This is a genomic window from Nonomuraea indica (genome assembly GCF_002850745.1).
In the GTDB taxonomy this organism is placed as follows: Bacteria; Actinomycetota; Actinomycetes; order Streptosporangiales; family Streptosporangiaceae; genus Nonomuraea; species Nonomuraea indica.
Window position 1 is genome coordinate 1 of record NZ_KZ559473.1, and the last position, 23,540, is coordinate 23,540.

The window sequence follows — 23,540 nt, forward strand, 5'->3', positions numbered from 1 at the left end:
TGGAAGCACGGTAACGTGTGGAGCTGACCGGTACTAATAGGCCGAGGACTTGACCACAAGGTTTTTGCTTGCGTCCACTAGGCAATTCTGAGACAGCAACTGGCAGCTTCGCTGCTTTTTGCGGGGTCTCGTAGGGTTACGGCGGTTATGGCGGGAAGGAAACACCCGGTTACATTCCGAACCCGGAAGTTAAGCTTCTCAGCGCCGATGGTACTGCACTCGGGAGGGTGTGGGAGAGTAGGTCACCGCCGGACAATCTTTGGAAATGGGGTCTCACCTTCGGGTGAGGCCCCATTTCTGTTTTCGGGGGTCGTCCCGCCCCGGGGCGGGACCGGTCGCGGCGGTCGGTATGGCCGTCAGTCCGAGGTCAGAAGTGGCTCGATGCGGTACGGGATCTGGGTCGAGAGAGCGATCGTGGTGTCCGTCCGTTGGATGGCCGGTGACGTCAGGATGTGGGCGATGATCTCCTGCAGATGCTCCGTGCTCCGGGCCACCACCCGGCAGAGCAGATCGTGCTGGCCGCTCGTGCCGTGGACCTCCAGGATCTGCGGCACCCGGTCCAGTGCTTGCACGGCCTCCGCCAGCCGGCCCTGCGCGATCTGCAGCCAGACGAACGCCATGATCGGATAGCCGGCCCGCGCGGGCGACACCGTCGGGCCGAAGTCCTCGATCACTCCGCGAGCCGTCAGTTTCTCCACACGAGCCTGGACCGTGCCTCGGGCGACGCCGAGCAGCCGGGCCAACTCGGTGAGGCCGATACGGGGATGCGCCCGCATGGTCACGAGCAATCGCGCGTCCAAGTCGTCCACCCGCAACTCCCGAAGACTGTGCGATTCGTCCAGAAAGTACCGCTGTAGCCGTACGGAACCAAGCGTATCGCCCAGGTGAAGTGGGCGCTCTTGCCAGGAGACGGGCGAATTGCTGTCATCTACGGCATGTTCGAGGAAGCGCAGTACTTCGCGCCCATCGCGGCGCAGGACGACGGCTCGGTGGTGGTTGAGCTGGCCGCGTCCCATCCGGGGTTCGCCGACCCGGTGTACCGGGCCCGGCGTAACGCCATCGCCGAACTGGCGGTGAACCACCGGCGGGGGGAGCCGATCCCGGCTGCCGAGTACACCGAGCAGGAGCACGAGATCTGGACCCTGGTGACCGGGGAACTGGCCGTCAAGCACGCCAAGTACGCCACGGCCGAGTACCTGGAGGGCGTGGAGCGGCTCGGGCTTCCGGAGACGCGCATTCCGCAGTTGGAGGAGGTCGGTGACCTGCTGGAGCCGCTGACGGGGTTCCGGTACCTGCCGGCGGCGGGGCTGGTGCCGTTGCGGGACTTCTACGGGGTGCTGGCCGACGGCTACTTCCACTCCACTCAGTACATCCGCCACCATTCCGTGCCGTTCTACACCCCCGAACCAGACGTCATCCACGAGGTGATCGGGCACGCCAACGGGCTCGCGCACGACCGGTACGCCGCGCTCTACCGCCTGGCCGGGGGTGCCGCGCGCAGGGTGGAGTCGGAGGAGGCGCTGGAGTTCGTGTCGAAGATCTTCTGGTTCACGCTCGAATTCGGCGTGATGCAGGAGGGCGCCGAGCTCAAGGCGTACGGGGCCGGGATCCTGTCCTCGTACGGGGAGATCGAGGAGTTTCGCGGCATGAGCATCCGGCCGCTCGACATCGGCGCGATGGGGACGACGGACTACGACATCACCAAATATCAGGATGTGTTGTTCCGGGCCGAATCACTTCAGCATCTTGAGGACGTCGTCGGCGGGTTCTGGGAGAACTGCGACGACGACTCCATCGCGAAACTGCTCGCCGACGCCTAGCGGGGGTTGCCGCTTTGTCGTGATAATTCAGCAATGGTGGCGGGGAAGGTGGCATGCGGGATGCTGGCGCTCGCCCTTCTCCTGCCGCTGACGTCGGTCTGTCCGGCTCCCCGGCCGGCCGGGGCCGCCAGGCCGCCTGAGGGAGCGCTCGAAGGGGCCTTCCGGCCTGGCGGGCTTCCCCGGGCCGGGTGGGAGGCCCGGGGACCCGAATCGCCGGTGGCGGATGTGCAGGTCTCCAGGAAGCCGGCGAGTGCGCGGCCGCCCGACGTGCCGGTTGTGGGTGTGCGGCCGCCCGACGTGCCGGTTGCGGGTGCGTGGCCGCCCGACGTGCCGGCTGTGGGTGCGTGGCCGCCCGGGGGGCCGGTCGCGGGTGCGCGGGTCTTCAAGCCGCTGGCGGCGGAGTGGCGGGCTGTCGCGCCGGCGTCGCGGCAGAGGTTCGTCGCCGAGCGTGAGCCGGAGCCCGTGCCGGTGAAGAGGATCGAGCGGCGGCTGACCGGCTTCCTCGCAGGACGGCCCGGCCCGGTCACCGCCATGGTGAAGGACCTCACGACCGGCCGCCTCTACCGGTACCACCGCGGCGAACGCCTCATCACGGCGAGCACCGCCAAGGTCCAGATCCTCATGGCGCTCCTGCTCGACACCCCCTGGCGTGAGCTTCCCGGGAGCGTCCGGCACGACGCCGATCTCATGATCCGCTACAGCGACAACCACGCCGCCGACCGCCTCTGGCTGCGCATCGGCGGCGCCCCCGGGTTCACGAAGGCGGGCCAGCGGTACGGTCTGCGCCACACCCGGGGCGTGCCCGGCGACTGTCTGGACCTCTACTGCTGGGGCATCACCGAAACGTCGGCCGAGGACCAGGTGCGGCTCATGGCGGCGCTCGTGTCGGGCCGCAGCCCGCTGCCGGCCGCCGACCGGGACAAGGTCCTCAAGCTCATGAGCGGGGTCGTCCGCGGGCAGGACTGGGGCATCAGCGCCGCCGCCTGCAAGGGGGACCGGGTGGCGCTGAAGAACGGCTGGCTCAGGCGGGTGTCGACCGGACGATGGGCCGTGGTGAGCGCCGGGCTCGTTCGAGGGGGCGGGCACGACTACGCGGTGGCCGTGTTGACGGAGGGAAGCGCCGAGGTGGGGCAGGGCATCGCGACGGTCGAGGGCGTCGCCACACGGATCATGAAGTCGTTCCGGGCGTGCACGAGGATTCGTTGAGGGCATCCGCGCGCGCCCCTCATCATGGGGATATGACGTATCGCGTGTGCCTGGTCTGCATGGGGAACATCTGCCGCTCGCCGATGGCCGAGGTGGTGCTGCGGCAGGTGCTGGAGCGCCACGGGCTGGGCCGCGAGGTGATCGTGGAGAGCGCGGGCACCGGCGGCTGGCACGCGGGCGCGCCGATGGACGAGCGCGCCCTGCGGACCCTGGCCGGCCGCGGCTACGACGGGTCGGCCCATCGGGCCAGGCAGTTCACCGAGGACTGGTTCGACCGCTACGACCTGGTGCTCGCCATGGACCGCGACAACCTGTCGTTCCTGCGGAGGATGGCGCCCGCGGCGGTCGAGGTGCGGCTGTTCAGGTCCTTCGACCCGGCGGCGCTCGACGGAGCCGAGGTGCCTGACCCCTACTACGGTGGCCAGGACGGCTTCGACGAGGTGCTGGAGCTGGTCGAGAGCGCCGCCGAAGGCGTCGCCAAGCACATCGCCGATGAGATCCGTTGACGACCTGGGCTCGTCGCACGGCCGGCGGTTGCAGCGGGCGGTGCTGGACGACGGGCGCGAGGTCTTCGTCAAGACAGGCGGCGCCCCGGAGGCGCTCAGGTCGGAGGCAGCCGGGCTGCGCTGGCTGGGCGAGGCGATCACGGTCCCCGAGGTGGTCGAGGTGGCCGACGACCGGCTCGTGCTGGCGTGGGTGCCGGCCGGGCGGCCCTCACCGGCCGCCGCCGAACGGTTCGGCCGCGAGCTGGCCCGTATGCATCGGGCCGGGGCGCCCGGCTTCGGAGCCCCGTGGCCGGGGTTCATCGCCGACCTGCCGATGGACAACACGTCCGCGAGCGACTGGCCGGAGTTCTACGCCACCCGCCGGATCCTGCCGTTCCTCCGGCAGGCGTCGCTGCCCGCCGAGGACGTACGGCTGATCGAGCGGGCCGTCGAGCGCCTGCCCGAGGTGGCAGGACCGCCGGAGCCGCCGGCCCGCGTCCACGGTGACCTGTGGAGCGGCAACGTGCTCTGGTCGGGCGGGACGGGCGTGCTCATCGACCCGGCGGCGCACGGCGGCCACCGGGAGACGGACCTGGCCATGCTGGCGCTGTTCGGCGTGCCCCACCAGGACCGGATCCTGGCGGCGTACCAGGAGGAGAGCCCGCTGGCCGACGGGTGGCGGGAGCGGGTGCCGCTGCACCAGCTGCACCCGCTGCTCGTGCACGTCGTCCTGTTCGGCGGGTCGTATCGCGACAGCCTGATGCGGGCCGTCAGTCGGGTGCTGTCCTCGGCGCGTTGAGCCGCTTGAGAACCTCCTCGTGCAGGGCGCCGTTGGTGCAGACCATGCTGCCGCCCTCCAGGCGGGGTACGCCCGCGAGGTCGGTCCAGACGCCGCCGGCCTCCTCGACGATCACGGTGAGCGCGGCCATGTCCCACGGTGAGAGCTCCGGCTCGGCCGACAGGTCCACCGAGCCCTCGGCGACCATCATGTGCGACCAGAAGTCGCCGTAGGCGCGGGTGCGCCAGCAGGAACGGCTGAGGGACAGGAAGTTGTCGAGCCTGCCGCTCTCCTCCCAGCCGCCGAAGCTGGAGTAGGAGAACGACGCGTCGCTCAGCTTGGCGACCGATGACACGCGCATGCGGGTGGCTTCGGCCGGGCCACGGCCGGTCCACGCGCCGCCTCCGGCCGCCGCCCACCACCGCCGGCCCAGTGCCGGGGCCGACACCACGCCGACGACGGCCTTGCCGTACTCCATGAGCGCGATCAGCGTCGCCCAGACGGGCACGCCGCGCACGTAGTTCTTGGTGCCGTCGATGGGGTCGACGATCCAGGTCCTGGCGCCGCCGCCGGTGTTGCCGAACTCCTCGCCCACGATCGCGTCCCTCGGCCGTTCGCGGCCCAGCGTCTCGCGGATCGCCTCCTCGACGGCGCGGTCGGCGTCGCTGACCGGCGTCAGGTCGGGCTTGGTCTCCACCTTGAGGTCGACCGCCTGGAACCGTCGCATCGTCAGGTCGTCGGCGGTGTCCGCCAGGAGGTGGGCGAGGCGCAGATCGTCGTCGTAACCCTGCTCGGAGTAACTGTGCACGGACAGCCACGCTACCGTGCCGGACGCGCCGGGCATCAGTAGGCCACGGGGCCTTTTCTGGTAGGTCCCTCTTTGGTTACTCGCCAGTAGCATGGTGGGCATGTCCTTCGACGCCGGAGCGCTTCTGCTCCAGACCGTGCCCTTCGCCCGCACCCTCGGCATCACCTTCGACCACGCCGCGGACGGCCGGGCCGTCTGCCGCCTGCCCGACCGTGCCGACCTGCACAACCACGTGGCGGGGCCGCACGCCGGGGCGCTGTTCACGCTGGCCGAGTCGGCCTCCGGAGCCGCCATGCTGTCGGCGCTCGGCGACCAGCTGTCGCGGGCCGTGCCGCTGGCCACCACCGCGACCGTCCACTACCGCAAACTCGCCATGGGAGAGGTCGTCGCGGAGGGGCGCCTGCTGGTCTCGCGTGACGAGGTGATCGCGGAGCTGGACGCGGGCCGGCGGCCGGAGTTCGACGTCGCCGTGGAGGTCCGCAACGGCGAGGGCGTCGTGGTCTGCTCGCTGACCGTGGGGTGGACCCTCCGCCCCAACCGCGGCTGAGCTCAGGTCGCCGGCTCGTCCGGGGCGCCCTCGCGGCTGGACAGCAGGCGGCGCAGCGACTCGAGCCGGGCGGGGCCGGCGTGGCCGTCCGCCACCCAGGCGTCGAGGGCGCAGCCCTCGCCGAGGTGGGTGCAGCCCTTGGGGCAGTGCACGGTGCCCTCGACCAGGTCGGGGAAGCCGGCCAGGACCGTCTCGACGGACACGTGCGCGAGGCCGAAGCTGCGCACGCCGGGCGTGTCGATGATCCAGCCGCCTTCCGGCAGCTCCAGGGCCACCGCCGACGTGGAGGTGTGGCGGCCCCGGCCGGTCACCGCGTTGACCTGCGACACGGCTCGGTTGGCGTCCGGCACCAGGGCGTTGACCAGGGTCGACTTGCCGACCCCGGAGTGGCCCACCAGCACGCTGACGTGCCCGCGCAGGTGGTCGCGCAGCTCGTCGAGCGCGCCGCCCTTGTGCACGACCACGTGCGGCACGCCGAGCGGCTCGTAGAGCGCGACCAGCGCGTCGGGCGGCGCCAGGTCGGACTTGGTCAGGCAGAGCAGCGGGTCGATGTCGGCGTCGAACGCCGCCACCAGGATGCGGTCGATCATGCGCGGGCGCGGCGGCGGGTCGGCGAGCGCGGTGACGATGACGAGCTGGTCGGCGTTGGCCACGACCGGGCGCTCGATGCCGTCGGTGTCGTCGGTGTCGTCGGCGGAACGCCGCAGCATCGACGTGCGCGGCTCCACGCGGACCACCCGGGCGAGCGTGTCGGGACGGCCCGAGACGTCGCCGACCAGCGCCACCCGGTCGCCCACCACGATGCCCTTGCGGCCGAGCTCCCTGGCCTTCATCGCGACGACCAGGCGGGCCTCCTGCCGCCGCCTGGCGGCCGAGCCCTTCTCCGGGTGGACCAGCGTCGTGTAGCGGCCCCGGTCCACGGCCACCACGAAGCCCTCGACCGCGTCGTCGTGGGCAGGGCGGATGCGGGTCCGCGGCCGCGAGCCCTTGCCCGGCCTGACCCGTACGTCGTCCTCGTCGTACTGCCGCTTCTTCAGCGGTCTGCTCCCCTGTGTCCGCGGCGCCACCGCGCCCCTCGCTCCGGCAGGCTCATCGTGTGCCCAGCATGGCGGCCCACATGCCGGTGAACTCCGGGAGCGTCTTACCCGTCGTCGTGATGTTCTCCACCTCGACGCCGGGGACGGCCAGGCCGATCACGGCGCCGGCCGTGGCCATGCGGTGGTCGTCGTAGCTGTGGAACAGGCCGCCGTGCAGCGGGCGCGGGCGGACGACGAGGCCGTCGGCGGTCTCCTCGGCGTCGCCGCCGAGCCGGTTGATCTCGGTGACGAGGGCGGCGAGGCGGTCGGTCTCGTGCCCGCGCAGGTGGGCGACGCCGCGGATGCGGCTGGGCGTGGCGGCGAGGGCGGCCAGCGCGACGATCGTCGGCGTCAGCTCGCCCACCTCGCGCAGGTCGGCGTCGATGCCGTCGATCCGTCCGGTGCCGGTGACCGTCAGGTCGCCGCAGCCCGACGCGGCGTCGGAGGCATCGAGGCGGACAGTGGCGCCCATGCCGGTGAGCAGGTCGCGCAGCGCGTCGCCCGGCTGGGTCGTCCGGTGCGGCCAGCCGGGGACGGTGACGCTGCCGCCGGTCACCATGGCGGCCGCCAGGAACGGGGCCGCGTTGGACAGGTCGGGTTCCACCGTCAGGTCGCGCGGGGCGACGGGGCCCGGCTCGACCCGCCACACGTCGGGCTCGCCGTCGTCGACCCGGACGCCCGCCGCCCTGAGCATCTGCACGGTCATCTCGATGTGCGGCTGGGACGGCACGGGCGGCCCGGAGTGGCGGATCGTGACGCCCTTGTCGAAGCGCGCGGCGGCGAGCAGCAGCCCCGAGACGAACTGCGACGAGCCGGAGGCGTCGATGGTGACCTCGCCGCCCGTGATCGGCCCGTGGATGGTGAACGGCAGCGCGTCGTTGTCGACGCGGGCGCCCAGCGCGCGCAGCCCGTCGAGGATGGGGCCCATGGGCCGCTTGCGGGCGTGCGGGTCGCCGTCGAACGACACCGGCCCGTCGGCCAGCGCGGCGACCGGCGGGACGAAGCGCATGACCGTGCCGGCCAGGCCCGCGTCGATGCTCGCGCCGCCCCTGACCGGGCCGGGGGTCACCAGCCAGTCCACGGAGGAGACCGTCTCGTTGGCCGGCTCCAGGCGCGTGCCGAGTGCCCGCAGCGCCGCCACCATCAGGTCGGCGTCGCGGCTGCGCAGCGCCCGGCGGACGGTGCCGGGGCCGTCGGCGAGCGCCGCGAGGACCAGGGCGCGGTTGGTCACCGACTTGGAGCCGGGCAGCGTGACGGACGCGGACACCGGGCCGGTCGCCGTCGGCGCGGGCCAGTGGGCGGCGGCCGCGCCGGTGGGTGCGGGGGTGCCGGCGGGCGCGGGCGTGCCGCCGGCTGCGGGTCCGGATGCGGGCGTGGGCTCGGTCGCGGGCATGGTCAAAGCCTACTTGCCTCGTGGTCCGGCCGGTTTCGCGCCGCTCGCGCGGGTGACCGTACGGCTTCGCGGCCGTTCGTACATGCGAGCGAAAGGCGTACGTGGCAGTGTGGTGTCATGTGCGGTAGATACGCCTCGGCGCGCAAGAAGCACGAGCTGCTGGAGGAGTTCCAGGTCGAGCTCGACGGCGACCCCGACAAGGAGCTGGGGCCCGACTACAACGTGGCGCCGACGAAGAACGTCTACGCCGTGCTCAGCCGGGTGCCCAAGGAGGCCGAGCGGGCGGTGCGGCAGCTGCGGATCGTGAAGTGGGGCCTGGTGCCGGCCTGGGCCAAGGACCCGTCGATCGGTTCCCGCATGATCAACGCCAGGATCGAGACGGTGGCCGAGAAACCGTCGTTCCGCCAGGCGTTCGCCAAGCGCCGGTGCCTGCTGCCTGCGGACGGCTACTTCGAGTGGATGCCGGTCGAGGGTGGCAAGGGCGATAAGTCCGGCAAGGGGGACAAAAAGAAGAAACAGCCTTACTTCATCCGGCCCGAGGATGGCGGGGTACTGGCGATGGCGGGCCTGTACGAGTTCTGGAAGGACCCGACGCGCGCCGACGACGACCCGCTCAAGTGGCTGGTCACCTGCACGGTCATCACCACCGACGCCGAGGACGACCTCGGTCGCATCCATGACCGGATGCCCATGATGATCGAGCGTGAGCGCTGGGCCGACTGGCTGGACCCCAAGCTCACCGACACCGAGGACGCCTCGCGGCTCCTGGTCCCGGCCGACACCGGGCGGTTGACGGCCGTGCCCGTCTCGACGGCGGTCAACAATGTCCGCAACAACGGGCCCGACCTCATCGAACCGCTCTCACCGGAAGAGGAAAGCGGACTTTTCTGATGTGTAAAAACAATGCCAAGCGGGCATCCGGTGAGGAAAGCGGTGGATCCGTTCATCGGGTTCCACCGCGCATCACCCCCTCATGAGCGCCGCGCGGGACATCCGGGGAGTCCTCGCGGCGGACTGTCCCTATGTCCCGGAGGTGCGGATTCGTGGATGCCACGTCCGCTCGTCAGCGTTTGGAGAAGATGCTCGCCGACCTCGACCGGTCGATCGGGGTGCTCCAGGGAGACCCCGTCGCCGTGCGCGATCGCTCCGCGGCCGACGCGGGGTCGGACCTGAGCGACGCCGACCGCGCCCAGGCCATGCTCACCGTCGCGACCGCGCACCGGCGGGCCGTGCTCGACGCGCTCAAGCGCCTGGACGAGGGCAGCTACGGCCGGTGCGTCGACTGCGCCCGGCCGGTGCCCGAGGGCCGGCTGGAGGCGCGGCCCGAGGCGGCGCGGTGCGTGCAGTGCCAGGGCAGGCGCGAACGGCGCCGCTGACCGCCGTCAGGAGACCTTGCGGGCGCTGGCGACCAGATGGATGCCGACCGTGTCGTCGTCGTCCGGGTGCGCCTCCAGCTCGGTGCGCACCAGCCAGTTGAGCGCCCGGGTGCCGGAGCCCAGCACATGGTCGACGGTGGACGGCGACAACACCGTGCGCGGCCGTACCCACTCGACCTCCAGCCCCGCGCCCATGAGGAGCTCGCGGAGCTGACCGCTGCTGAAGCAGCGCGTGATGCTGCCGTCGGGCCAGGGCACCAGCATGACCTCGCCCGTCTGCCGCAGGTGCTGCCACTGGCCCTGCTCGGCCAGGATCGCCATGCCCAGCACCAGCGAGTCGACGCAGACCAGAGTCCGCCCGCCCGGCCGCAGCACCCGCGCCACGTCGCTCATCGCCGACTCGGCCATCAGCTCGATCGACATCGCCCGCTCCTCGGCGAGCACCGCGTCGACGCTCTCGTCGGGCAGGAACGCCAGGTCGTCAGCCCGGACCGACCGCACCCGCTCAGCGTCGCGCAGCCGCGACTGCCCCTCGGCGGCCCGCCGCCAGTCGAGCACCTCGATCACCCGGTGGCCGGCTCTGGCGGCCTGACCGGACCAGCGGCCCCGGCCGCCGGACAGGTCGAGCACCACGGAGGGTTCGCCGGGTAGCCATCGGCTCAGTTGCTCCTCGACGACGGCTCGATAGAAGGTCCAGTACGGTCCGAGCGTCCCTGAGCCGTTCAGTTCCTCGGCCGGAATGGGCAGCACACGCGACTCCTGGGTTCCGGAAATGGCTACCAGCCGGTACGTATGGTTTTCCCCGCACCGGGTCGTTCGTCACCTTCTATCTTGCGGGAACAGACGAGGGGGCGGGCGTGTTGCGACGAGCATGCTCACATTGCTCGAACCTCTCCCCGGTGACCAGCCGGTGCTTGACGAGCGGGTATTCTCGCCTGAGTACGGTGTCCCGCCACGTTCGGCCACCGGTGATCTTAGGGGGGTGGGCCCGGTGCCCGCGACAGGCGCGGAGACTCTGCAACAGCGGAGCGAGCGGTTCGAGCGCGAAGCCATGCCCTACCTCGAGCAGCTCTACTCGGCCGCGCTCCGGATGACCCGGAACCCCGCCGACGCCGAGGACCTGCTGCAGGAGACGTTCGCCAAGGCGTTCGCCTCCTTCCACCAGTTCCAGATAGGCACCAACCTCAAGGCGTGGCTCTACCGCATCCTGACCAACACGTTCATCAACAGCTACCGCAAGAAGCAGCGCGAGCCCAAGCAGTCCGGCACCGAGGAGATCGAGGACTGGCAGCTCGCGCGGGCGGAGTCGCACACCTCGACCGGCCTGAAGTCCGCCGAGGTCGAGGCGCTGGAGCACCTGCCCGACGGTGACATCAAGGAGGCGCTGGCGGCGCTTCCCGAAGAGTTCAGGATCGCGGTCTACCTCGCCGATGTCGAAGGTTTCCCCTACAAGGAGATCGCCGAGATCATGGGCACCCCGATCGGCACGGTGATGTCGAGGCTCCACCGCGGCCGCAGGCAACTGCGCACGCACCTCGAGGACTACGCCCGCGAGCGTGGCCTGGTCCCGGCGGAGGGATCCAAATGAGCTGTGGAAAACCGCACGAGACGGACTGTCGTGAGGTGCTCGACAAGGTCTACGCCTATCTCGACGGCGAGCTCGAGGAGGGCGACTGCGTCGACATCCGGGTGCATCTCGACGAGTGCGGCCCGTGCCTGCAGGAGTACGACCTCGACAAGGTCATCAAGCAGCTCGTGGCCAAGCACTGCGGCTGCGACCCGCTCCCGGGTGACCTGAGGTCCAAGGTGCTCGCGCGCATCGCGCAGGTGAGGGCGGACCTGTCCGACTAGGATTCACCCATGCGCGTGCTCGTGACCGGGGGTGCCGGTTTCATCGGGTCCAATCTCGTCGACCGCCTGCTGGCCGAGGGCCATGACGTGGTGGCGGTGGACGACCTGTCCTCCGGCACCGGCGACAACCTCGCCCAGGCCGCCGCGAGCGACAGGTTCGCGCTGCGGGTGCTCGACATCTGCGACCCGTCGCTGGCCGACCTGGCCGCCGAGGTGCGTCCCGAGGTGATCTGCCACCTGGCGGCGCAGATCAGCGTGCGGCGGAGCGTCGCCGACCCGATGCGCGACGCGCGGGTCAACGTCGAGGGCACCGCGTCGGTGCTGACGGCGGCCCATCGCGGCGGCGCGCGCAAGGTGGTCTACGCCTCCTCCGTCGCCGTCTACGGCCGGCCGGCCACGATCCCGGTGCCCGGCGACGCGCCGGTCGACCCCCGCTCGCCGTACGCGGCCTCCAAGCTGAGCGGCGAGACCTACCTCGCCACGTTCCGCGCGCTCCACGGCATCGAATACACCACGCTGGTGCTCTCCAACGTCTACGGCCCGCGCCAGTCGCCCGAGGGCGAGGCCGGAGTGGTGGCGATCTTCACCGACGCGTTGCTCGGCGGCACGCCGACGGTGGTCCACGGCGACGGCACCCAGACCCGCGACTACGTCTACGTCGACGACGTTGTCGACGGCTTCGTCAGGGCCTGCGGCTCGCGGGGCGACGGGCGGCGCTTCAACCTCGGCACCGGCATCCAGACCACCGACCGCCGGCTCCACTCGCTCATCGCCGACGCGGCGGGCGGCCCGGACAAACCCGGCTTCGCCCAGCCCCGGCCGGGCGACCTGCCCGCGATGGCGGTCGATCCGGTGCCGGCCTTCGAAGGGCTCGACTGGGAGCCGCGCACCGACCTCGCCACCGGGCTCAAGCACACCGTCGAATGGGCCCGGAGTCGCCGCAGGTAGTGGCTTGATTACGCTTTGCTTGCGATTCGCGACTCCGCCGGTGCGGCGACGCCGTCTTCTGTAGCGTGAGCCGCAGACTTCGATGGGGAGGCACCGGATGTCCACAGTGATGCTCGCCCGGCTTTTCGCGGCCCTGACGCTGATCGCTCCTGTCGCGCTGCTGATGACCGGTGACGGAGGGCTCTTCCCGCCCGGGGTGTCCTGGACCTGACCGACCCGTGAGGGGCCGCAATGCGTGATCTGTCGTGGCCGGCGAGGGTCTACCTGCTGGCCGTCATCGGCGTGGCGGCGCTGATGCTCTGGCACGGCCTGTCCTCCCGCGCCGACCTGCTGGCGCCCGAGCGGGTCGGCACGCTGCTCGTGCTCATCCTGCTGTTCCTCGTCTGCGAGTCGATGCCGACGCTGCTCAACGTGGAGCAGTTCGCCGTGTCGGTCAGCTTCTCGGCCGCGCTCGCCGCCGTGGTGCTGATCGGGCCCGAGGGCACGGCGCTGGTCGGGTTCACCGCGGTGCTGAGCGTGCGGCCGGGGCTGCCTCTGGTCAAACGGCTGTTCAACGGCGCGCAGTTCGCGATCTGCGGCACCGTGGCCGGCTGGGTCTACCTCCACCTCGGCGGCAGGACCGGCGTGCCGGCCGCCAACGCGTTCGACGAGCTCATCGGTCCCTACGCCGCCGCGACCGCCGTCTTCGTGCCGCTGAACATCGTGCTCACCCTCACCATGATCCGCCTGGCGACCGGGTCGGGCACCATGGCGATGCCGGTGCGCGGCATGGTGCAGTTCTTGTTGTCCTACCTGGGTTACGGCACGTTCGGGCTGCTGGTGGCCGGGCTGTGGGCGACGGTGCAGTCCATCTCGGCGGTGCTCGTGCTGCTGCCGCTGTTCGTCGCGCGCTGGGCGTTCGGCCAGTACCACGCCCAGCAGCGCTCGTACGACGCCACGATCGCGGCCCTGTGCCAGGCGGTCGAGACCAAGGACTACTACACCCGGGGCCACTGCACCCGCGTCTCCAGGGCCTCCACGATGATCGCCGAGGAGATCGGCATGGGCCGGGAACGGCTGCGGGCCATCGGCTACGCCGGCATGCTGCACGACGTCGGCAAGCTGGGCGTGCCGACCAAGGTGCTGCAGAAGGAGGGGCCGCTCACCGAGGAGGAGTTCGCGGCCATCCAGCTCCACCCGATGCGCGGGCTGGAGATCGTGCGCGGCATCGACTTCCTCGACGAGGCCTACGCCGGCATCATGCACCACCACGAGCGTCACGACGGCAAGGGCTATCCCATGGGGCTGGCCGGTGACGAGATCCCGGAGTTCGCCCGGATCATCGCGGTGGCCGACGCCTTCGACTCGATGACCTCCGACCGGTCCTACCGCGGGGCGCGGCCGGTGGAGGTGGCCGTGCGGGAGCTGCACAAGGGCGCCGGCACCCAGTTCGACCCGGTCATGGTGACGGCGTTCGTCAAGGCGCTGCAACGCCGGCCGTGGCAGCCGCCCCGGCGCGTCGAGCCGCCGCCGCCCGAGGTCGACGAGACCCCCATCAAGGATCACGACGACCCCACGATGCCGATCGAAGTGGTGAGCGGGCCGTGACGCGGGCCTGGCAGGGGCTCGACTCGGGGCAGTTGCTGCTCATCTGCGGCGCCGGGCTGGTCGCCGTGGCCGGGGTGGCGCACACGGCCGCCACCGGCCTCGGCCACCCGGAGGTCGCGATCGGGTTCGGCGCGCTGATCGCCATCGGCGAGCTGGCCCGGCTGACCATGCCCGGCAACCGGGAGGTCGCGCCGATCGGCGCGGCCGCCGCGCTCGGCTACACGCTGCTGCTCGACCTCAGCAGCCAGCAGCTCCACCACTCGGCGCTGCAGGTGGTGGCGGTGATCGCGGTCGGCATGATCGCGGGAGCGCTGCCCCACCTGGCGGTCGGCCGGCCGCCGCGCCTCGACGCGATGGCGCGGCGGCTGCTCACCGGGGCGTTGCTCGCCTTCGCCTTCCGCCCGCTGGCCGACCCGCTCTACCAGCTCACCCAGGAGCCCACCCGCACCTGGTGGCCCGCCCTCGGCGTGATGGTGGTGCTGACCACGCTCGCGTCGCTCATCGACGTGCTGGTGGCCGCGATGCTGCGGGCCGAGCAGGTGCGCACCGCGTTCCGGGTGGCGGTGCGCGACGAGCTCAACATGGCCTTCCCGCTGGGCGCCGCGGTGGCCGCCTCCGGCGTGCTGCTCGCCCTGGCCACGCACAGCATGGACCTCGTGGCGCTGCTCGTCTTCGCCGCGCCGTTGCTGGTCACCCAGGTGGCCTTCCGCAAGTACGCCGGCATCCGGGCCACCTACCTGCAGACCGTACGGGCCCTTTCGCGGGTCACCGAGGTCGGCGGCTACGTCGAGCCCGGCCACTCGCGGCGGGTGAGCCGCCTGGCCGTGGCGGTGGGCCGGGAGCTCGGCATGGCGGAGCCGGAGCTGCTGGAGCTGGAGTACGCGGCGCTCATGCACGACATCGGCCAGCTCTCGCTGAGCGACCCCATCCCGGGCGGCGCGACCGTGCTGACCGACCCGCGGCAGGCCCGCCGCATCGCCGAGCTGGGCGCCGAGGTGATCAAGCAGACGGGGGTGCTCGACCGGGTGGCCGACGTGGTGCGGCACCAGTGCGACGTGATCGGCGACGATCCGCCGCTGTCGAGCCGCATCATCAAGGTGGCCAACGCCTACGACGACCTGGTGGGCGGCTCGACCGACCGCGACCGGGCCGGGGCCGCGCTCGAGCGGCTGCGCCTGGCCGCGGGCACCGCCTACGACCCGGCCGTCATCGAGGCGGCGGCTCGGGTGGTCGACCGGCTGCACGCCGTCAACCGGCTGTAGGAGGCCGACGGTCCGGCCCGCGTTCGTGGCGCCGTGGGCACTCCGGCTTCGTGCGGTTCCTGCGGACGGTCCGGCCCGCGTCCGTGGCGCCGTGGCGTCCCGCCTTTGTGCGGTTCCCACAGACAGCGCTGCGCGGATCGGTGGGTTCGGAGGAACGGGTGCGTCCCCGCGGCGGTCGTAGGGTGGCTGGCGTGCTCGATCGGACCCGTTCTGGTCGCCGGCCGAGGGGAGACCGGGCGCGGGTCACCGCACGCTCGGGCGCCGGATCGCGCGGATGGTGCGCGACGGCGCGTGAGGTCCGCTCACGTGGCATTGTTGGATCTCTTGGAAGAGGGGAGTCGCGGTGGCCGAGGTACGCGCCGAGATGGTGGCGAACGTGTGGCAGGTCGTCGTCAACGAGGGTGACACCGTCTCCGACGGCGACACGCTGGTCATCCTCGAGTCGATGAAGATGGAGATCCCGGTCCTGGCCGAGGACGACGGAGTGGTGGCTCAGCTGAAGGTGAGCGAGGGCGACGTGATCCAGGAGGGCGACCTCATCGCGGTCATCGAGTAGCGCGCTCGACGAACCTGGCCCGGTCGACCACCACCCGCTCGATCGTGCCGCGGCCGACCACCTGGTGCCGGTCGCGGGCCACGAACGTGAAGACGAGCCTCCTGCCGTCGACCTCGGTCAGCTCGGTGGTCACCTCGACGTGGGCGCCGACCGGGCTGGGGAGGAGGTGCTCCATCTCGACCCGGGTGCCGACCGACGTCTCGCCCGGTCCCAGATGGGCGCGCGTGGCCTCGACGCTGGCCTGCTCGGCGAGCGCCAGCAGGCGGGGCGTGGCCAGCACCGGCACGTCGCCGCTGCCGACCTCCTGGGCCGTGTCGGTGCGCTCGACCATGATGAGCACCTGCGAGCGGAGACTTGGAGCGAGCGTCATGACGCCAGCCTACTGGGATCGCTGCGGCGGGCCGGTGCGCGAGGCGGCCGCCCGAGCGGGAGTCGCACGACCGGGAACGCGGGATGCTGATCTCGTAAAACCCGGACAACTACTGGCATTTGGCTTCAGGATAGGGTTTGTACGGCTTATGGCATTGATGTGGTGAGTGAGGCGAGTGAGTCGTACACTCTCAAGATTCTGTGACCTCGGTGTTATCTCGCCGCGACACACGTCCGCTTTGTTGGAGAACCCTGGGGTGCGCGAGATAACCGAGGTAGGGGGGTAACGGGGGAGTCATGGTGGCCCAAGGGACGACGCTGGCGGGGCGATATCGCCTGGACACCCGCATCGGCGCCGGTGGCATGGGCGAGGTGTGGCGAGGCGAGGACATCGTCCTGGCCCGCACCGTCGCCGTCAAGGTGCTGCTCCCGGGCCGGATGGACGACCCGGGGTTCGTCGCGCGCTTCCAGGCCGAGGCCCGGGCGATGGCGACGATCAACCACGCCGGAGTGGTCGACGTCTACGACTACGGCGTGAGCGGCGACACCGTCTACTTAGTGATGAAGTTCGTCGACGGCGAGCCGCTCGACCGGCTGCTGGGCCGGCTGGGCAGGATCCCGCCGAAGGCCGCGATGGAGCTCATCGCGCAGGCCGCCGCGGCGTTGCAGGCGGTGCACGAGCAGGGGATCGTGCACCGCGACGTGAAGCCGGGCAACCTGATGGTGCAGCGTGACGGCACGCTGGTGCTCACCGACTTCGGCATCGCGCGCTCCGACCTCGCCAACCGGCTCACCGACGCCGGCATGGTGCTGGGCACCGCCGCCTACTGCGCGCCTGAGCAGGCCGAGGGCGCTCCGGTGACGCCGGCCGTCGACATCTACGCCCTGGGCGTGGTGGCCTACGAGTGCCTGGCGGGGCAGCGGCCGTTCGACGGCGACAGCGCGGTCACCATCGCGCTCAAGCACATCCGCGAGGCGCCGCCGCCGCTCCCCGCCGACATCCCCGCCCCGGTGCGGGCGCTGGTGGAGCAGGCGCTGTCCAAGGACCCGGCGCGGCGCTTCCCGACGGCCAAGGCCATGAGCGACACGGCCCGCCGGCTCGCGGCGGGCGAGTTGCCGCCCGCAGCCGGGCCGCCCCCAGCGGCGCCGTCCACGGGCGCCACGATGGCGGCGCCGCAGCAGCCGTACCCGCAGGGGCCGCAGCCCGGCGCCCACCAGCCGGGGGCCTACGAGACGGGCGCCCAGCAGTCCTACCAGACGGGCGCTCACCAGCAGTACCCCCAGCAGACCGGCGCTCACCAGCCGCATCCGCACCAGACGGGCGCTCACCAGCCGCACCCGCACCAGACCGGCGGGCACCAACCGCACCCGCACCAGACCGGCGGGCACCAACCGCACCCGCACCAGACCGGCGCTCACCCTGCCGCGTCCCAGGACACCCTGGTCGCCGGGGCAGGGCGGGGCGGCCGGGGGGCGGGCCGGACGCGTCGCAGGGGCGGCCTGATCGCGGGCATCGCCGCCGCGGTGGTGTTGGGTGCGGGCGCGGGAGCGGTGGCCGTGTCGAGCATGAACTCCCCCAAGGAGCCGGACGTCACCGTCACCACGACCAACGCGGCCCTGGAGCCCACACCCGGCAAGACGACCAAGACATCCAGGCCCAGACCCACGAAGACGCCCACGGCGACGCGTGAGCAGATCACGCCGACGCAGCGGTCGCAGCCGCCCACGGAGGAACCCACCAGGAAGCCGACGCCGAACAAGTCGCCGACGCCGACCACCAGCAAGTCGCCGTCCCCGACGCCGTCGGTCACCAAGCAGCCGAGGAAGGCCGTGCCGCACACGCTCGACATGCTCTTCCCGGAGGCCGAGCGGCTCATCACGCAGGCCGGCTTCACCGTGCGGACCGACGACCAGACGGGCGGCGCGTTCCCCGACCAGTGCCTGCGGGTCGTGGAGTCGATCCCGGGCGGCGGCTCGCTGCTGGAGCTGAAGAAGCCAGTCAAGCTGGTGCTCCTGGAAGCCGCCTCGTGCCCGGGGATGACGCCGACGCCGACGCCGACCTACACGGCCAACCGGCGGTAGGCCGGGCTCACACGCCCGTGGTGTTGCGGGGGTAGGCGATCTGGGGATCGGTCGCGATGTTCACCAGGTACGGGACGCCCGAGTCGAACGCCCGGCGCAGCGCCGGACCGATCTCCGACGGCTTGGTGACCAGCTCGCCACCGCCGCCGAGGGCGGTCACCACCTGGTCGTAGCGGCAGTTGGGCTGCAGCTCGGCGGCCACGTCGTAGCCGTAGAGCAGCTGCATGGGATGCTTCTCCAGCCCCCACATGCCGTTGTTGCCGCAGATCATCACCACCGGCAGGTTGTGCCGTACGAGCGTGTCGACGTCCATCAGCGAGAAGCCCGCCGCCCCGTCGCCCAGCAGCAGCACCACCTGCGAGGAGGGCCTGGCCAGCCGCGCCGCGATGGAGTAGCCGAGGCCGGTGCCGAGGCAGCCGTAGGGGCCCGGGTCGAGCCAGTTGCCCGGCCGCCTGGGCTCGACGTACTTGCCCGCGTAGGAGACGAAGTCGCCGCCGTCGCCGATGACCACGGCGTCGTCGTCGAGCACCCGGGCCAGCTCGCCGTAGATGCGCATCGGGTGGATGGGGTCGCTGTCGGCGGCCAGCAGGCCGGCGTCGCCCGCGATCGCCGCGGCGGCCGTCTCCGACAGCCGGGCCAGCCAGGCGGCGTGGCGGTCGGGCTTCACCCCGGCCTCGTCGCAGGCCGTGCCGAGGCTCCAGAACACCACGGACAGGTCGCCGGCGGCGGACGCGGCCGGCTGCATGTGCGTGGCGAGCTGCGACGGCGCGTCGGCGATGTGCACCACCTTGGCCAGCGGGGCGCCGTCCTTGCCGCCGAACCAGCCGTAGCCGAGGCGGAAGTCGAGCGGCGTGCCGATCACGATGACCAGGTCGGCCTGGCCGAGGGCGAGGCCGCGCGCCCGGGTGACGAGCAGCTCGTGACCGGCGGGCAGGATGCCGCGTCCCTGGCCGTTGGGGATGACGGGCAGCCGCCAGGTCTCGGCGAAGTCGCGGGCCGCCTCCTCGGCGCGGTCCATCCACACGTCCGACCCGAGGACCAGCACCGGACGCTCGGCCTCCGCGATCAGCCGGGCGATCGAGGCGAGGGCGTCGGGGTCGGGCTCCAGCGGCGACGGCGTCTGCGTCTCGACGTCGTGGATCGGTGAGGGGGAGAACAGGTGGTCCATGTAGACGTCGAGGAACACCGGGCCGCGGTGCGGCGCGAGGGCGGTGCGGAAGGCCAGCTCGACGTCCTGGCCCACCGACTCGGCGTCGCTCGCGGTGAAGGCCAGCTTGGTGATCGGTTCGAGCAGCGGGGGGTGGTCCATCTCCTGGAGCGCGCCGCTGCCCCAGCGTGACTGCGGGGCCCGGCCGCCGAGGATCACCACCGGGGAGCCGTTGAAGTGGGCCGTGGCGACGCCGCTGACGCCGTTGGTGATGCCGGGGCCCGCCGTGAGCACCGCCAGGCCAGGTCTTCTCGTCAGCCGCGCGGTCGCCTCGGCGGCGAACACCGCGCTCTGCTCGTGCCGTACGTCGAGGATGCGCATGCCCTCGTGCACGGCCCCGTCGTAGAGCGGGAAGACGTGGCCTCCCGACAGGGTGAACATGGTCTCGACGCCATAGGCCTTGGACACGGCGACGGCGGCGTCACCGGCGTGCTTCGCAGACTCCATGCCGGGAACTTACCAACGAGTCACACGAGTAAACAGCGGTTCCACGCCCGTGCTGGGCGGCTCGGCCCCGGCCGGGTCAGCCGCAGCAGACGCGGACGCGGCCGTCACCCGTCTCGGCGGTGATCTTCCTCGGCGAGCCGGGGTCGTGCCGCACGTCCATGTCCACGACGGTCGCGCTGGTCGTCACGTCGTACGACGTCCCGTCGTCGGGTACGACCACGCTCACCCCGCCGGATGCGCGGATCACCGCCCGGACATCCGTCGGCGGCTGCCGGAAGACCAGCTCCACGTCACCGGACCCCACTTCCACGTCGGTGCGCCCGCCGCCCAGTTCCATGGCCGCGACGTCGCCGGAGCCGCTCCTGACGTGCACGTCGCCGAGGGCGTCGGTCACGCGCACGTCACCGGAGACCGTGGTGACGCGCACCTTGCCCTGGACGCCGGCCACGTGCAGCGACGCGCCCACGGTCCTGGCCTCGATGATCGCCTCCGGTGGCACGAACAGCACGTAGCCGACGTCGCAGATGGGTCCGTCGCGCAGCCGGTCGGAGCAGCCGGCACCGAGCCGCAGGGTCCGCCCGTCCCACTCCTCGGTCACGTCGGGCCTGCGCTCGCTCCACCGCAGTCGCCGCTCCAGGACGAGCTCGCCCGCTTCGCCGGCCTGGACGAAGAGGGCGTGAACGCCCGGGCCGGCCTGCAGGTCCAGCACGGCCTGGTCGACGGTGATGGACCTGCGCGAGATCTCCGTCGGCGGATCGGCGTCGGCGACGCCGTGGTAGAGCCCCACGGTGGCCAGCGTCAGGGCGATCACCGTGGCCGCCGTGCCGAGGAGCAGCCAGAGTGCCCTCACGGCAGGCTCCTGACCTTGAGGAACCGCAGCACGGCGAGCACCCGCCGATGATCGCCCTCGGCGGGGGGAAGGTCGAGCTTGGTGAAGATGTTGCCGATGTGCTTGCCCACCGCGCCCTCGCTGAGCACCAGTTCCTGGCCGATGCCCGCGTTGGAGCGGCCCTCCGCCATCAGCTTGAGCACCTCGTGCTCGCGCGGGGTGAGCCGGTCGAGCGGGTCGCTGTGGCCGCGCAGCAGCAGTTGGGAGACGACCTCCGGGTCCAGCGCCGTCCCGCCGGCGGCCACCCGGCGCAGCGCGTCGATGAACTCCGCCACATCGGCCACCCGGTCCTTCAGCAGGTAGCCGACGCCGCCGCCGGTCGCGGAGGCGAGCAGCCGGGCCGCGTACCGCTCCTCGACGTACTGCGACAGCACCAGCACGGCCATGCCGGGCCACTGGCGGCGCAGCACCAGCGCCGCCCGCAGGCCCTCGTCGGAGTGCGTGGGAGGCATCCGCACGTCGGTGACCACCAGCTCCGGCCGGTGCTCCTCGGCCACGCGCAGCAGCCCCTCGGCGTCCGCCACGGCCGCCACCACGCGCATGCCGGCCGCCTCCAGCAGCCGGACCAGGCCCTCGCGCAGCAGGACCGAGTCCTCGGCGAGCACTACTCGCATGGCAGCTCCACTTCGATCGTCGTCGGGCCGCCGAACGGGCTGCTCAGCCGCAGCGTGCCGTCCACCGAGCCGATTCGCTGGGCGAGGCCGCGCAGCCCGGTGCCGCCGTCGAGGTCGGCGCCGCCGCGGCCGTCGTCGTGGACGGACACGCGCAGCCGGTCGCGCTCGCGCGTCACGCTCACCTCGGCCCTGGTGGCCGCCGCGTGTTTGGCGATGTTGGTCAGGGCTTCGGACACGATGAAGAAGGCCACCGCCTCTATGGTCGGGGAGGGGCGCCGGTCGAGGTCGACGCGGAGCCGTACGGGGAAGGGGGCGCGGGCGGCGACGCCGGACAGCGCCGCGTCGAGGCCCTGGTCGTTGAGCACGGCCGGGTGCAGGCCGCGGACGAAGTCGCGCAGCTCCTTGAGTGCCTGTTTGGCCTCCTCGTGCGCCTGCTCGATGGCCGCGCGGGCCGGTTCGGGCAGGTCGGTGAGCGTGGCGCGGGCCAGCCCGAGGTTCATCGCCAGCGACACCAGCCGCTGCTGGGCGCCGTCGTGCAGGTCGCGCTCGATGCGGCGCCGCTCGGCGTCGGCGGCGTCGATGACGCCGGCTCGGCTCTCGGTCAGCGTCTCGATGCGCCGGTCCAGCTCGTGGCGGCTCGGGCCGAGCAGCACGCGGGCGACCGCCAGGTCCAGGCTCGCGGTGGCCCGCGCCAGGATCGGGGCGAGCACGAGCAGAGCCGCACCGACGGTGACGTACGCGCCGGCCACGACGGGGTTGCGCAGGTCGATGGGGAACTCCAGCGGCGGCGGCTGCAGGTGCGGCTGCAGGAACGCCGTCAGCCCCACGAGAGCCCCCGCCCAGGCCAGCGCGACCGGGAGCGCGCACACGACGCTCACCAGCGGCGAGAGCAGGTGGTAGCCGGCCTGCCGCCAGGTCGCCGGGTGGCGCCAGGTGGCGGGCGCCGTCGTCGGCGGGATGCGCACGTCGAGGAAGGCGGCGAACCGCGACCGCTGGACCCCCGTCAGGACCGGCATGCCGCGGCGCAGCAGCGGCGGCACCACCACCATCACCAGCGTCAGCTCGAAGAACACCGCCGAGACCAGGACCCCGGTCATCAGGTGCGCCGTGTCGAGCCAGGCCCGTGCCGACCACGGGCGGGGGACTTTCATGGCCACCACGGTAATGAGCGGGGCGCGGCGCGCGACATGGGTCTGGTGTGCGGGTGGGGGGTGGGGCCAGCCCCACCCCAGCGGGGATCACTACAGCGGGGGCACCGACCAGCCCTTCTCGCGGAACAGCGGGGCGTGCTCCGGGTTGACGAACAGCCGGTCCTCGGGCGCCGGGACGCGGAGGTAGCTCTGCGGGTGCAGGAGCTCCCTGGCGTCGTCCGACAGGTCGAGGACGTAGCGGTCGGGGGCCCGGCGCTGCGCCAGGAAGCGCAGCTCGAACGGCAGGAGCGCCAGCGGAGCGGTGTGCTCCCACAGGCCGAGCCCGCCCGCCCGGGCCGCGCGGACGGCCTCCCTGGCGCGGCCGAGCGCGCCCGCCTCGCCCACCGCGCGGCCGGTGCCGGGCGCGGGCACCGCGTCGGCCACCCGCCCCTCCTGCCGGACGAACGGGTCGACGTTGGGCCAGATGAAGTACGGCACCACGTGGCCCGCGGCGAGCAGGCGCTCGTTGTAGGGGTCGGGGCGGGGCCTCTCGCGCTGCTCGCGGTTGACGTAGCAGAGCAGCCGGCCGTACCTGTCGAGGATCTCGTGCGCGAAGGCCAGCCTGAGCTTGAACGTGGCCTCGGTGTGTCCCTGCTCGGCGAGGTCGCCGGCGATCATGTCCTTGAGCGCCCGGGTGGCGGGGGCGGCGTGGCGGGCGTGGTTGGCGGCGGCGTCCGGCCCCAGCCGGGACAGCAGGTCGCGGTGCAGAGCGCTGCGCAGGACGAGCGGCGGGAAGCCTTCGGCGAACGGGTCGGTGAGGAACGTCGTCCACGCGGGATGCTCGATGGGGACGAATCCGCGCGGGAGGTCCGGGAGACCGGGGTTGCGAGGCAGCTCGAAGCTGACCTCCGGAGCGTCGACGCCGAGCAGGCGCACGCCGAAGTTGCCGTCGGCGGCGATGTTGATCGTGTCGCCGTCGTGCACGACCCTGTCCACCGGCTGCGCCACGCCGTTGCGGCGGGCCAGCAGGCCATGGCCGACCGTGATGCCGGGGACGGGTTGTTCGATCGCCTTTGCCATGCCTGCATCATCACCCCGGATCCGTCGTA

Annotated in this window: 25 protein-coding genes and 1 rRNA gene; 15 read left to right on the forward strand and 11 right to left on the reverse strand. The window is 72.0% G+C overall.

Annotation, left to right across the window (positions count from 1 at the left end; all coding sequences use genetic code 11):
• The first annotated feature begins 137 nt into the window (after nt 1–137).
• Nucleotides 138–254: ribosomal RNA gene (rrf, locus tag CXR44_RS20630) — 5S ribosomal RNA — on the forward strand.
• A gap of 102 nt (nt 255–356) precedes the next feature.
• Here rrf and CXR44_RS20635 read toward each other — a convergent pair.
• On the reverse strand, nt 357–809 hold the full coding sequence (locus CXR44_RS20635) for an Lrp/AsnC family transcriptional regulator (RefSeq protein WP_101787740.1): 453 nt from the start codon (nt 807–809) through the stop codon (nt 357–359).
• Between the two features lie 126 nt (nt 810–935).
• Between CXR44_RS20635 and CXR44_RS20640 the strand changes: the two genes are divergently transcribed.
• The 4 genes from CXR44_RS20640 to CXR44_RS20655 all read left to right on the forward strand — a co-directional run bounded on the left by CXR44_RS20640 (nt 936) and on the right by CXR44_RS20655 (nt 4,310).
• Nucleotides 936–1,820, forward strand: coding sequence for a phenylalanine 4-monooxygenase (locus CXR44_RS20640; protein ID WP_101787741.1), 885 nt, complete (start codon nt 936–938; stop codon nt 1,818–1,820).
• A 336-nt stretch (nt 1,821–2,156) separates the two neighbouring features.
• Nucleotides 2,157–3,026 (forward strand): serine hydrolase, encoded by an 870-nt coding sequence (locus CXR44_RS20645; RefSeq protein WP_245899294.1) that lies wholly within the window; start codon nt 2,157–2,159, stop codon nt 3,024–3,026.
• 32 nt (nt 3,027–3,058) lie between these two features.
• Complete coding sequence (locus tag CXR44_RS20650) at nt 3,059–3,532, forward strand: low molecular weight protein-tyrosine-phosphatase (protein WP_101787742.1); 474 nt, start codon at nt 3,059–3,061, stop codon at nt 3,530–3,532.
• Nucleotides 3,519–4,310 carry a fructosamine kinase family protein gene (locus tag CXR44_RS20655; RefSeq protein WP_101787743.1) on the forward strand — a complete coding sequence of 264 codons (792 nt, stop codon included), beginning with the start codon at nt 3,519–3,521 and terminating at the stop codon, nt 4,308–4,310. The genes CXR44_RS20650 and CXR44_RS20655 overlap by 14 nt, the downstream gene beginning before the upstream one ends.
• Here CXR44_RS20655 and hisN read toward each other — a convergent pair.
• Nucleotides 4,282–5,133, reverse strand: coding sequence for a histidinol-phosphatase (gene hisN, locus CXR44_RS20660; protein WP_101787744.1), 852 nt, complete (start codon nt 5,131–5,133; stop codon nt 4,282–4,284). The genes CXR44_RS20655 and hisN overlap by 29 nt on opposite strands.
• Nucleotides 5,134–5,197: 64 nt before the next feature.
• Between hisN and CXR44_RS20665 the strand changes: the two genes are divergently transcribed.
• Nucleotides 5,198–5,644: a DUF4442 domain-containing protein gene (locus CXR44_RS20665; RefSeq protein ID WP_101788028.1), complete on the forward strand. Its 447-nt coding sequence runs from the start codon at nt 5,198–5,200 to the stop codon at nt 5,642–5,644.
• Between the two features lie 2 nt (nt 5,645–5,646).
• Here CXR44_RS20665 and rsgA read toward each other — a convergent pair whose 3' ends face one another.
• A complete protein-coding gene (rsgA, locus tag CXR44_RS20670; RefSeq protein ID WP_101788029.1) occupies nt 5,647–6,681 on the reverse strand; it encodes a ribosome small subunit-dependent GTPase A in 1,035 nt (344 codons plus the stop codon).
• Between the two features lie 52 nt (nt 6,682–6,733).
• Entirely contained in the window at nt 6,734–8,113 is a 1,380-nt protein-coding gene (aroA, locus tag CXR44_RS20675; RefSeq protein ID WP_101787745.1) for a 3-phosphoshikimate 1-carboxyvinyltransferase, read from the reverse strand.
• A 117-nt stretch (nt 8,114–8,230) separates the two neighbouring features.
• Between aroA and CXR44_RS20680 the strand changes: the two genes are divergently transcribed.
• Nucleotides 8,231–9,004, forward strand: coding sequence for an SOS response-associated peptidase (locus CXR44_RS20680; protein WP_101787746.1), 774 nt, complete (start codon nt 8,231–8,233; stop codon nt 9,002–9,004).
• Nucleotides 9,005–9,156: 152 nt separating this feature from the next.
• Nucleotides 9,157–9,489, forward strand: coding sequence for a TraR/DksA family transcriptional regulator (locus CXR44_RS20685; protein WP_101787747.1), 333 nt, complete (start codon nt 9,157–9,159; stop codon nt 9,487–9,489).
• A gap of 6 nt (nt 9,490–9,495) precedes the next feature.
• On the opposite strand, the gene CXR44_RS20690 is transcribed toward CXR44_RS20685, so the two are convergent.
• A complete protein-coding gene (locus tag CXR44_RS20690; protein ID WP_101787748.1) occupies nt 9,496–10,239 on the reverse strand; it encodes a class I SAM-dependent methyltransferase in 744 nt (247 codons plus the stop codon).
• Between the two features lie 232 nt (nt 10,240–10,471).
• Here CXR44_RS20690 and CXR44_RS20695 point away from each other — a divergent pair, with 232 nt between their 5' ends.
• The 6 genes from CXR44_RS20695 to CXR44_RS20720 all read left to right on the forward strand — a co-directional run bounded on the left by CXR44_RS20695 (nt 10,472) and on the right by CXR44_RS20720 (nt 15,693).
• Complete coding sequence (locus CXR44_RS20695; RefSeq protein WP_101787749.1) at nt 10,472–11,077, forward strand: sigma-70 family RNA polymerase sigma factor; 606 nt, start codon at nt 10,472–10,474, stop codon at nt 11,075–11,077.
• Entirely contained in the window at nt 11,074–11,340 is a 267-nt protein-coding gene (rsrA, locus tag CXR44_RS20700) for a mycothiol system anti-sigma-R factor (RefSeq protein ID WP_101787750.1), read from the forward strand. The genes CXR44_RS20695 and rsrA overlap by 4 nt, the downstream gene beginning before the upstream one ends.
• 9 nt (nt 11,341–11,349) lie before the next feature.
• A complete protein-coding gene (locus tag CXR44_RS20705) occupies nt 11,350–12,288 on the forward strand; it encodes an NAD-dependent epimerase/dehydratase family protein (protein ID WP_101787751.1) in 939 nt (312 codons plus the stop codon).
• 231 nt (nt 12,289–12,519) lie between these two features.
• Entirely contained in the window at nt 12,520–13,875 is a 1,356-nt protein-coding gene (locus tag CXR44_RS20710) for an HD-GYP domain-containing protein (RefSeq protein ID WP_101787752.1), read from the forward strand.
• Entirely contained in the window at nt 13,872–15,137 is a 1,266-nt protein-coding gene (locus CXR44_RS20715; RefSeq protein WP_101787753.1) for an HD-GYP domain-containing protein, read from the forward strand. The genes CXR44_RS20710 and CXR44_RS20715 overlap by 4 nt, the downstream gene beginning before the upstream one ends.
• 343 nt (nt 15,138–15,480) lie before the next feature.
• Nucleotides 15,481–15,693 carry a biotin/lipoyl-binding carrier protein gene (locus tag CXR44_RS20720; RefSeq protein WP_144070033.1) on the forward strand — a complete coding sequence of 71 codons (213 nt, stop codon included), beginning with the start codon at nt 15,481–15,483 and terminating at the stop codon, nt 15,691–15,693.
• On the opposite strand, the gene CXR44_RS20725 is transcribed toward CXR44_RS20720, so the two are convergent.
• Entirely contained in the window at nt 15,683–16,063 is a 381-nt protein-coding gene (locus CXR44_RS20725) for a thioesterase family protein (RefSeq protein ID WP_180903611.1), read from the reverse strand. The genes CXR44_RS20720 and CXR44_RS20725 overlap by 11 nt on opposite strands.
• 296 nt (nt 16,064–16,359) lie before the next feature.
• Here CXR44_RS20725 and CXR44_RS40215 point away from each other — a divergent pair, with 296 nt between their 5' ends.
• On the forward strand, nt 16,360–18,144 hold the full coding sequence (locus CXR44_RS40215; RefSeq protein WP_219601937.1) for a serine/threonine-protein kinase: 1,785 nt from the start codon (nt 16,360–16,362) through the stop codon (nt 18,142–18,144).
• A 7-nt stretch (nt 18,145–18,151) separates the two neighbouring features.
• Here the strand turns inward: CXR44_RS40215 and CXR44_RS20735 are convergent, their stop codons facing one another.
• The 5 genes from CXR44_RS20735 to CXR44_RS20755 form a co-directional block, all read right to left on the reverse strand.
• Nucleotides 18,152–19,798, reverse strand: coding sequence for an acetolactate synthase (locus CXR44_RS20735; protein ID WP_101787754.1), 1,647 nt, complete (start codon nt 19,796–19,798; stop codon nt 18,152–18,154).
• 76 nt (nt 19,799–19,874) lie between these two features.
• Nucleotides 19,875–20,648: a DUF4097 family beta strand repeat-containing protein gene (locus CXR44_RS20740; protein ID WP_101787755.1), complete on the reverse strand. Its 774-nt coding sequence runs from the start codon at nt 20,646–20,648 to the stop codon at nt 19,875–19,877.
• Entirely contained in the window at nt 20,645–21,301 is a 657-nt protein-coding gene (locus CXR44_RS20745) for a response regulator transcription factor (RefSeq protein ID WP_101787756.1), read from the reverse strand. Before CXR44_RS20745 ends, CXR44_RS20740 begins: the two co-directional genes overlap by 4 nt.
• Nucleotides 21,292–22,452: a sensor histidine kinase gene (locus tag CXR44_RS20750; RefSeq protein ID WP_101788032.1), complete on the reverse strand. Its 1,161-nt coding sequence runs from the start codon at nt 22,450–22,452 to the stop codon at nt 21,292–21,294. The genes CXR44_RS20745 and CXR44_RS20750 overlap by 10 nt, the downstream gene beginning before the upstream one ends.
• 90 nt (nt 22,453–22,542) lie before the next feature.
• Nucleotides 22,543–23,511, reverse strand: coding sequence for a hypothetical protein (locus tag CXR44_RS20755; RefSeq protein ID WP_101787757.1), 969 nt, complete (start codon nt 23,509–23,511; stop codon nt 22,543–22,545).
• Nucleotides 23,512–23,540: the final 29 nt, after the last annotated feature.

What these genes read in the sequence shown, in the direction of transcription:
- CXR44_RS20640 (WP_101787741.1), top strand. Translation starts at nt 936, where the DNA reads ATGTTCGAGGAAGCGCAGTACTTCGCGCCCATCGCGGCGCAGGACGAC.
- CXR44_RS20650 (WP_101787742.1), top strand. Translation starts at nt 3,059, where the DNA reads ATGACGTATCGCGTGTGCCTGGTCTGCATGGGGAACATCTGCCGCTCG.
- CXR44_RS20655 (WP_101787743.1), top strand. Translation starts at nt 3,519, where the DNA reads ATGAGATCCGTTGACGACCTGGGCTCGTCGCACGGCCGGCGGTTGCAG.
- hisN (WP_101787744.1), bottom strand. Translation starts at nt 5,133, where the DNA reads ATGCCCGGCGCGTCCGGCACGGTAGCGTGGCTGTCCGTGCACAGTTAC.
- CXR44_RS20665 (WP_101788028.1), top strand. Translation starts at nt 5,198, where the DNA reads ATGTCCTTCGACGCCGGAGCGCTTCTGCTCCAGACCGTGCCCTTCGCC.
- aroA (WP_101787745.1), bottom strand. Translation starts at nt 8,113, where the DNA reads ATGCCCGCGACCGAGCCCACGCCCGCATCCGGACCCGCAGCCGGCGGC.
- CXR44_RS20680 (WP_101787746.1), top strand. Translation starts at nt 8,231, where the DNA reads ATGTGCGGTAGATACGCCTCGGCGCGCAAGAAGCACGAGCTGCTGGAG.
- rsrA (WP_101787750.1), top strand. Translation starts at nt 11,074, where the DNA reads ATGAGCTGTGGAAAACCGCACGAGACGGACTGTCGTGAGGTGCTCGAC.
- CXR44_RS20705 (WP_101787751.1), top strand. Translation starts at nt 11,350, where the DNA reads ATGCGCGTGCTCGTGACCGGGGGTGCCGGTTTCATCGGGTCCAATCTC.
- CXR44_RS20710 (WP_101787752.1), top strand. Translation starts at nt 12,520, where the DNA reads ATGCGTGATCTGTCGTGGCCGGCGAGGGTCTACCTGCTGGCCGTCATC.
- CXR44_RS20725 (WP_180903611.1), bottom strand. Translation starts at nt 16,063, where the DNA reads ATGACGCTCGCTCCAAGTCTCCGCTCGCAGGTGCTCATCATGGTCGAG.
- CXR44_RS40215 (WP_219601937.1), top strand. Translation starts at nt 16,360, where the DNA reads ATGGTGGCCCAAGGGACGACGCTGGCGGGGCGATATCGCCTGGACACC.
- CXR44_RS20735 (WP_101787754.1), bottom strand. Translation starts at nt 19,798, where the DNA reads ATGGAGTCTGCGAAGCACGCCGGTGACGCCGCCGTCGCCGTGTCCAAG.
- CXR44_RS20745 (WP_101787756.1), bottom strand. Translation starts at nt 21,301, where the DNA reads ATGCGAGTAGTGCTCGCCGAGGACTCGGTCCTGCTGCGCGAGGGCCTG.
- CXR44_RS20750 (WP_101788032.1), bottom strand. Translation starts at nt 22,452, where the DNA reads ATGAAAGTCCCCCGCCCGTGGTCGGCACGGGCCTGGCTCGACACGGCG.
- CXR44_RS20755 (WP_101787757.1), bottom strand. Translation starts at nt 23,511, where the DNA reads ATGGCAAAGGCGATCGAACAACCCGTCCCCGGCATCACGGTCGGCCAT.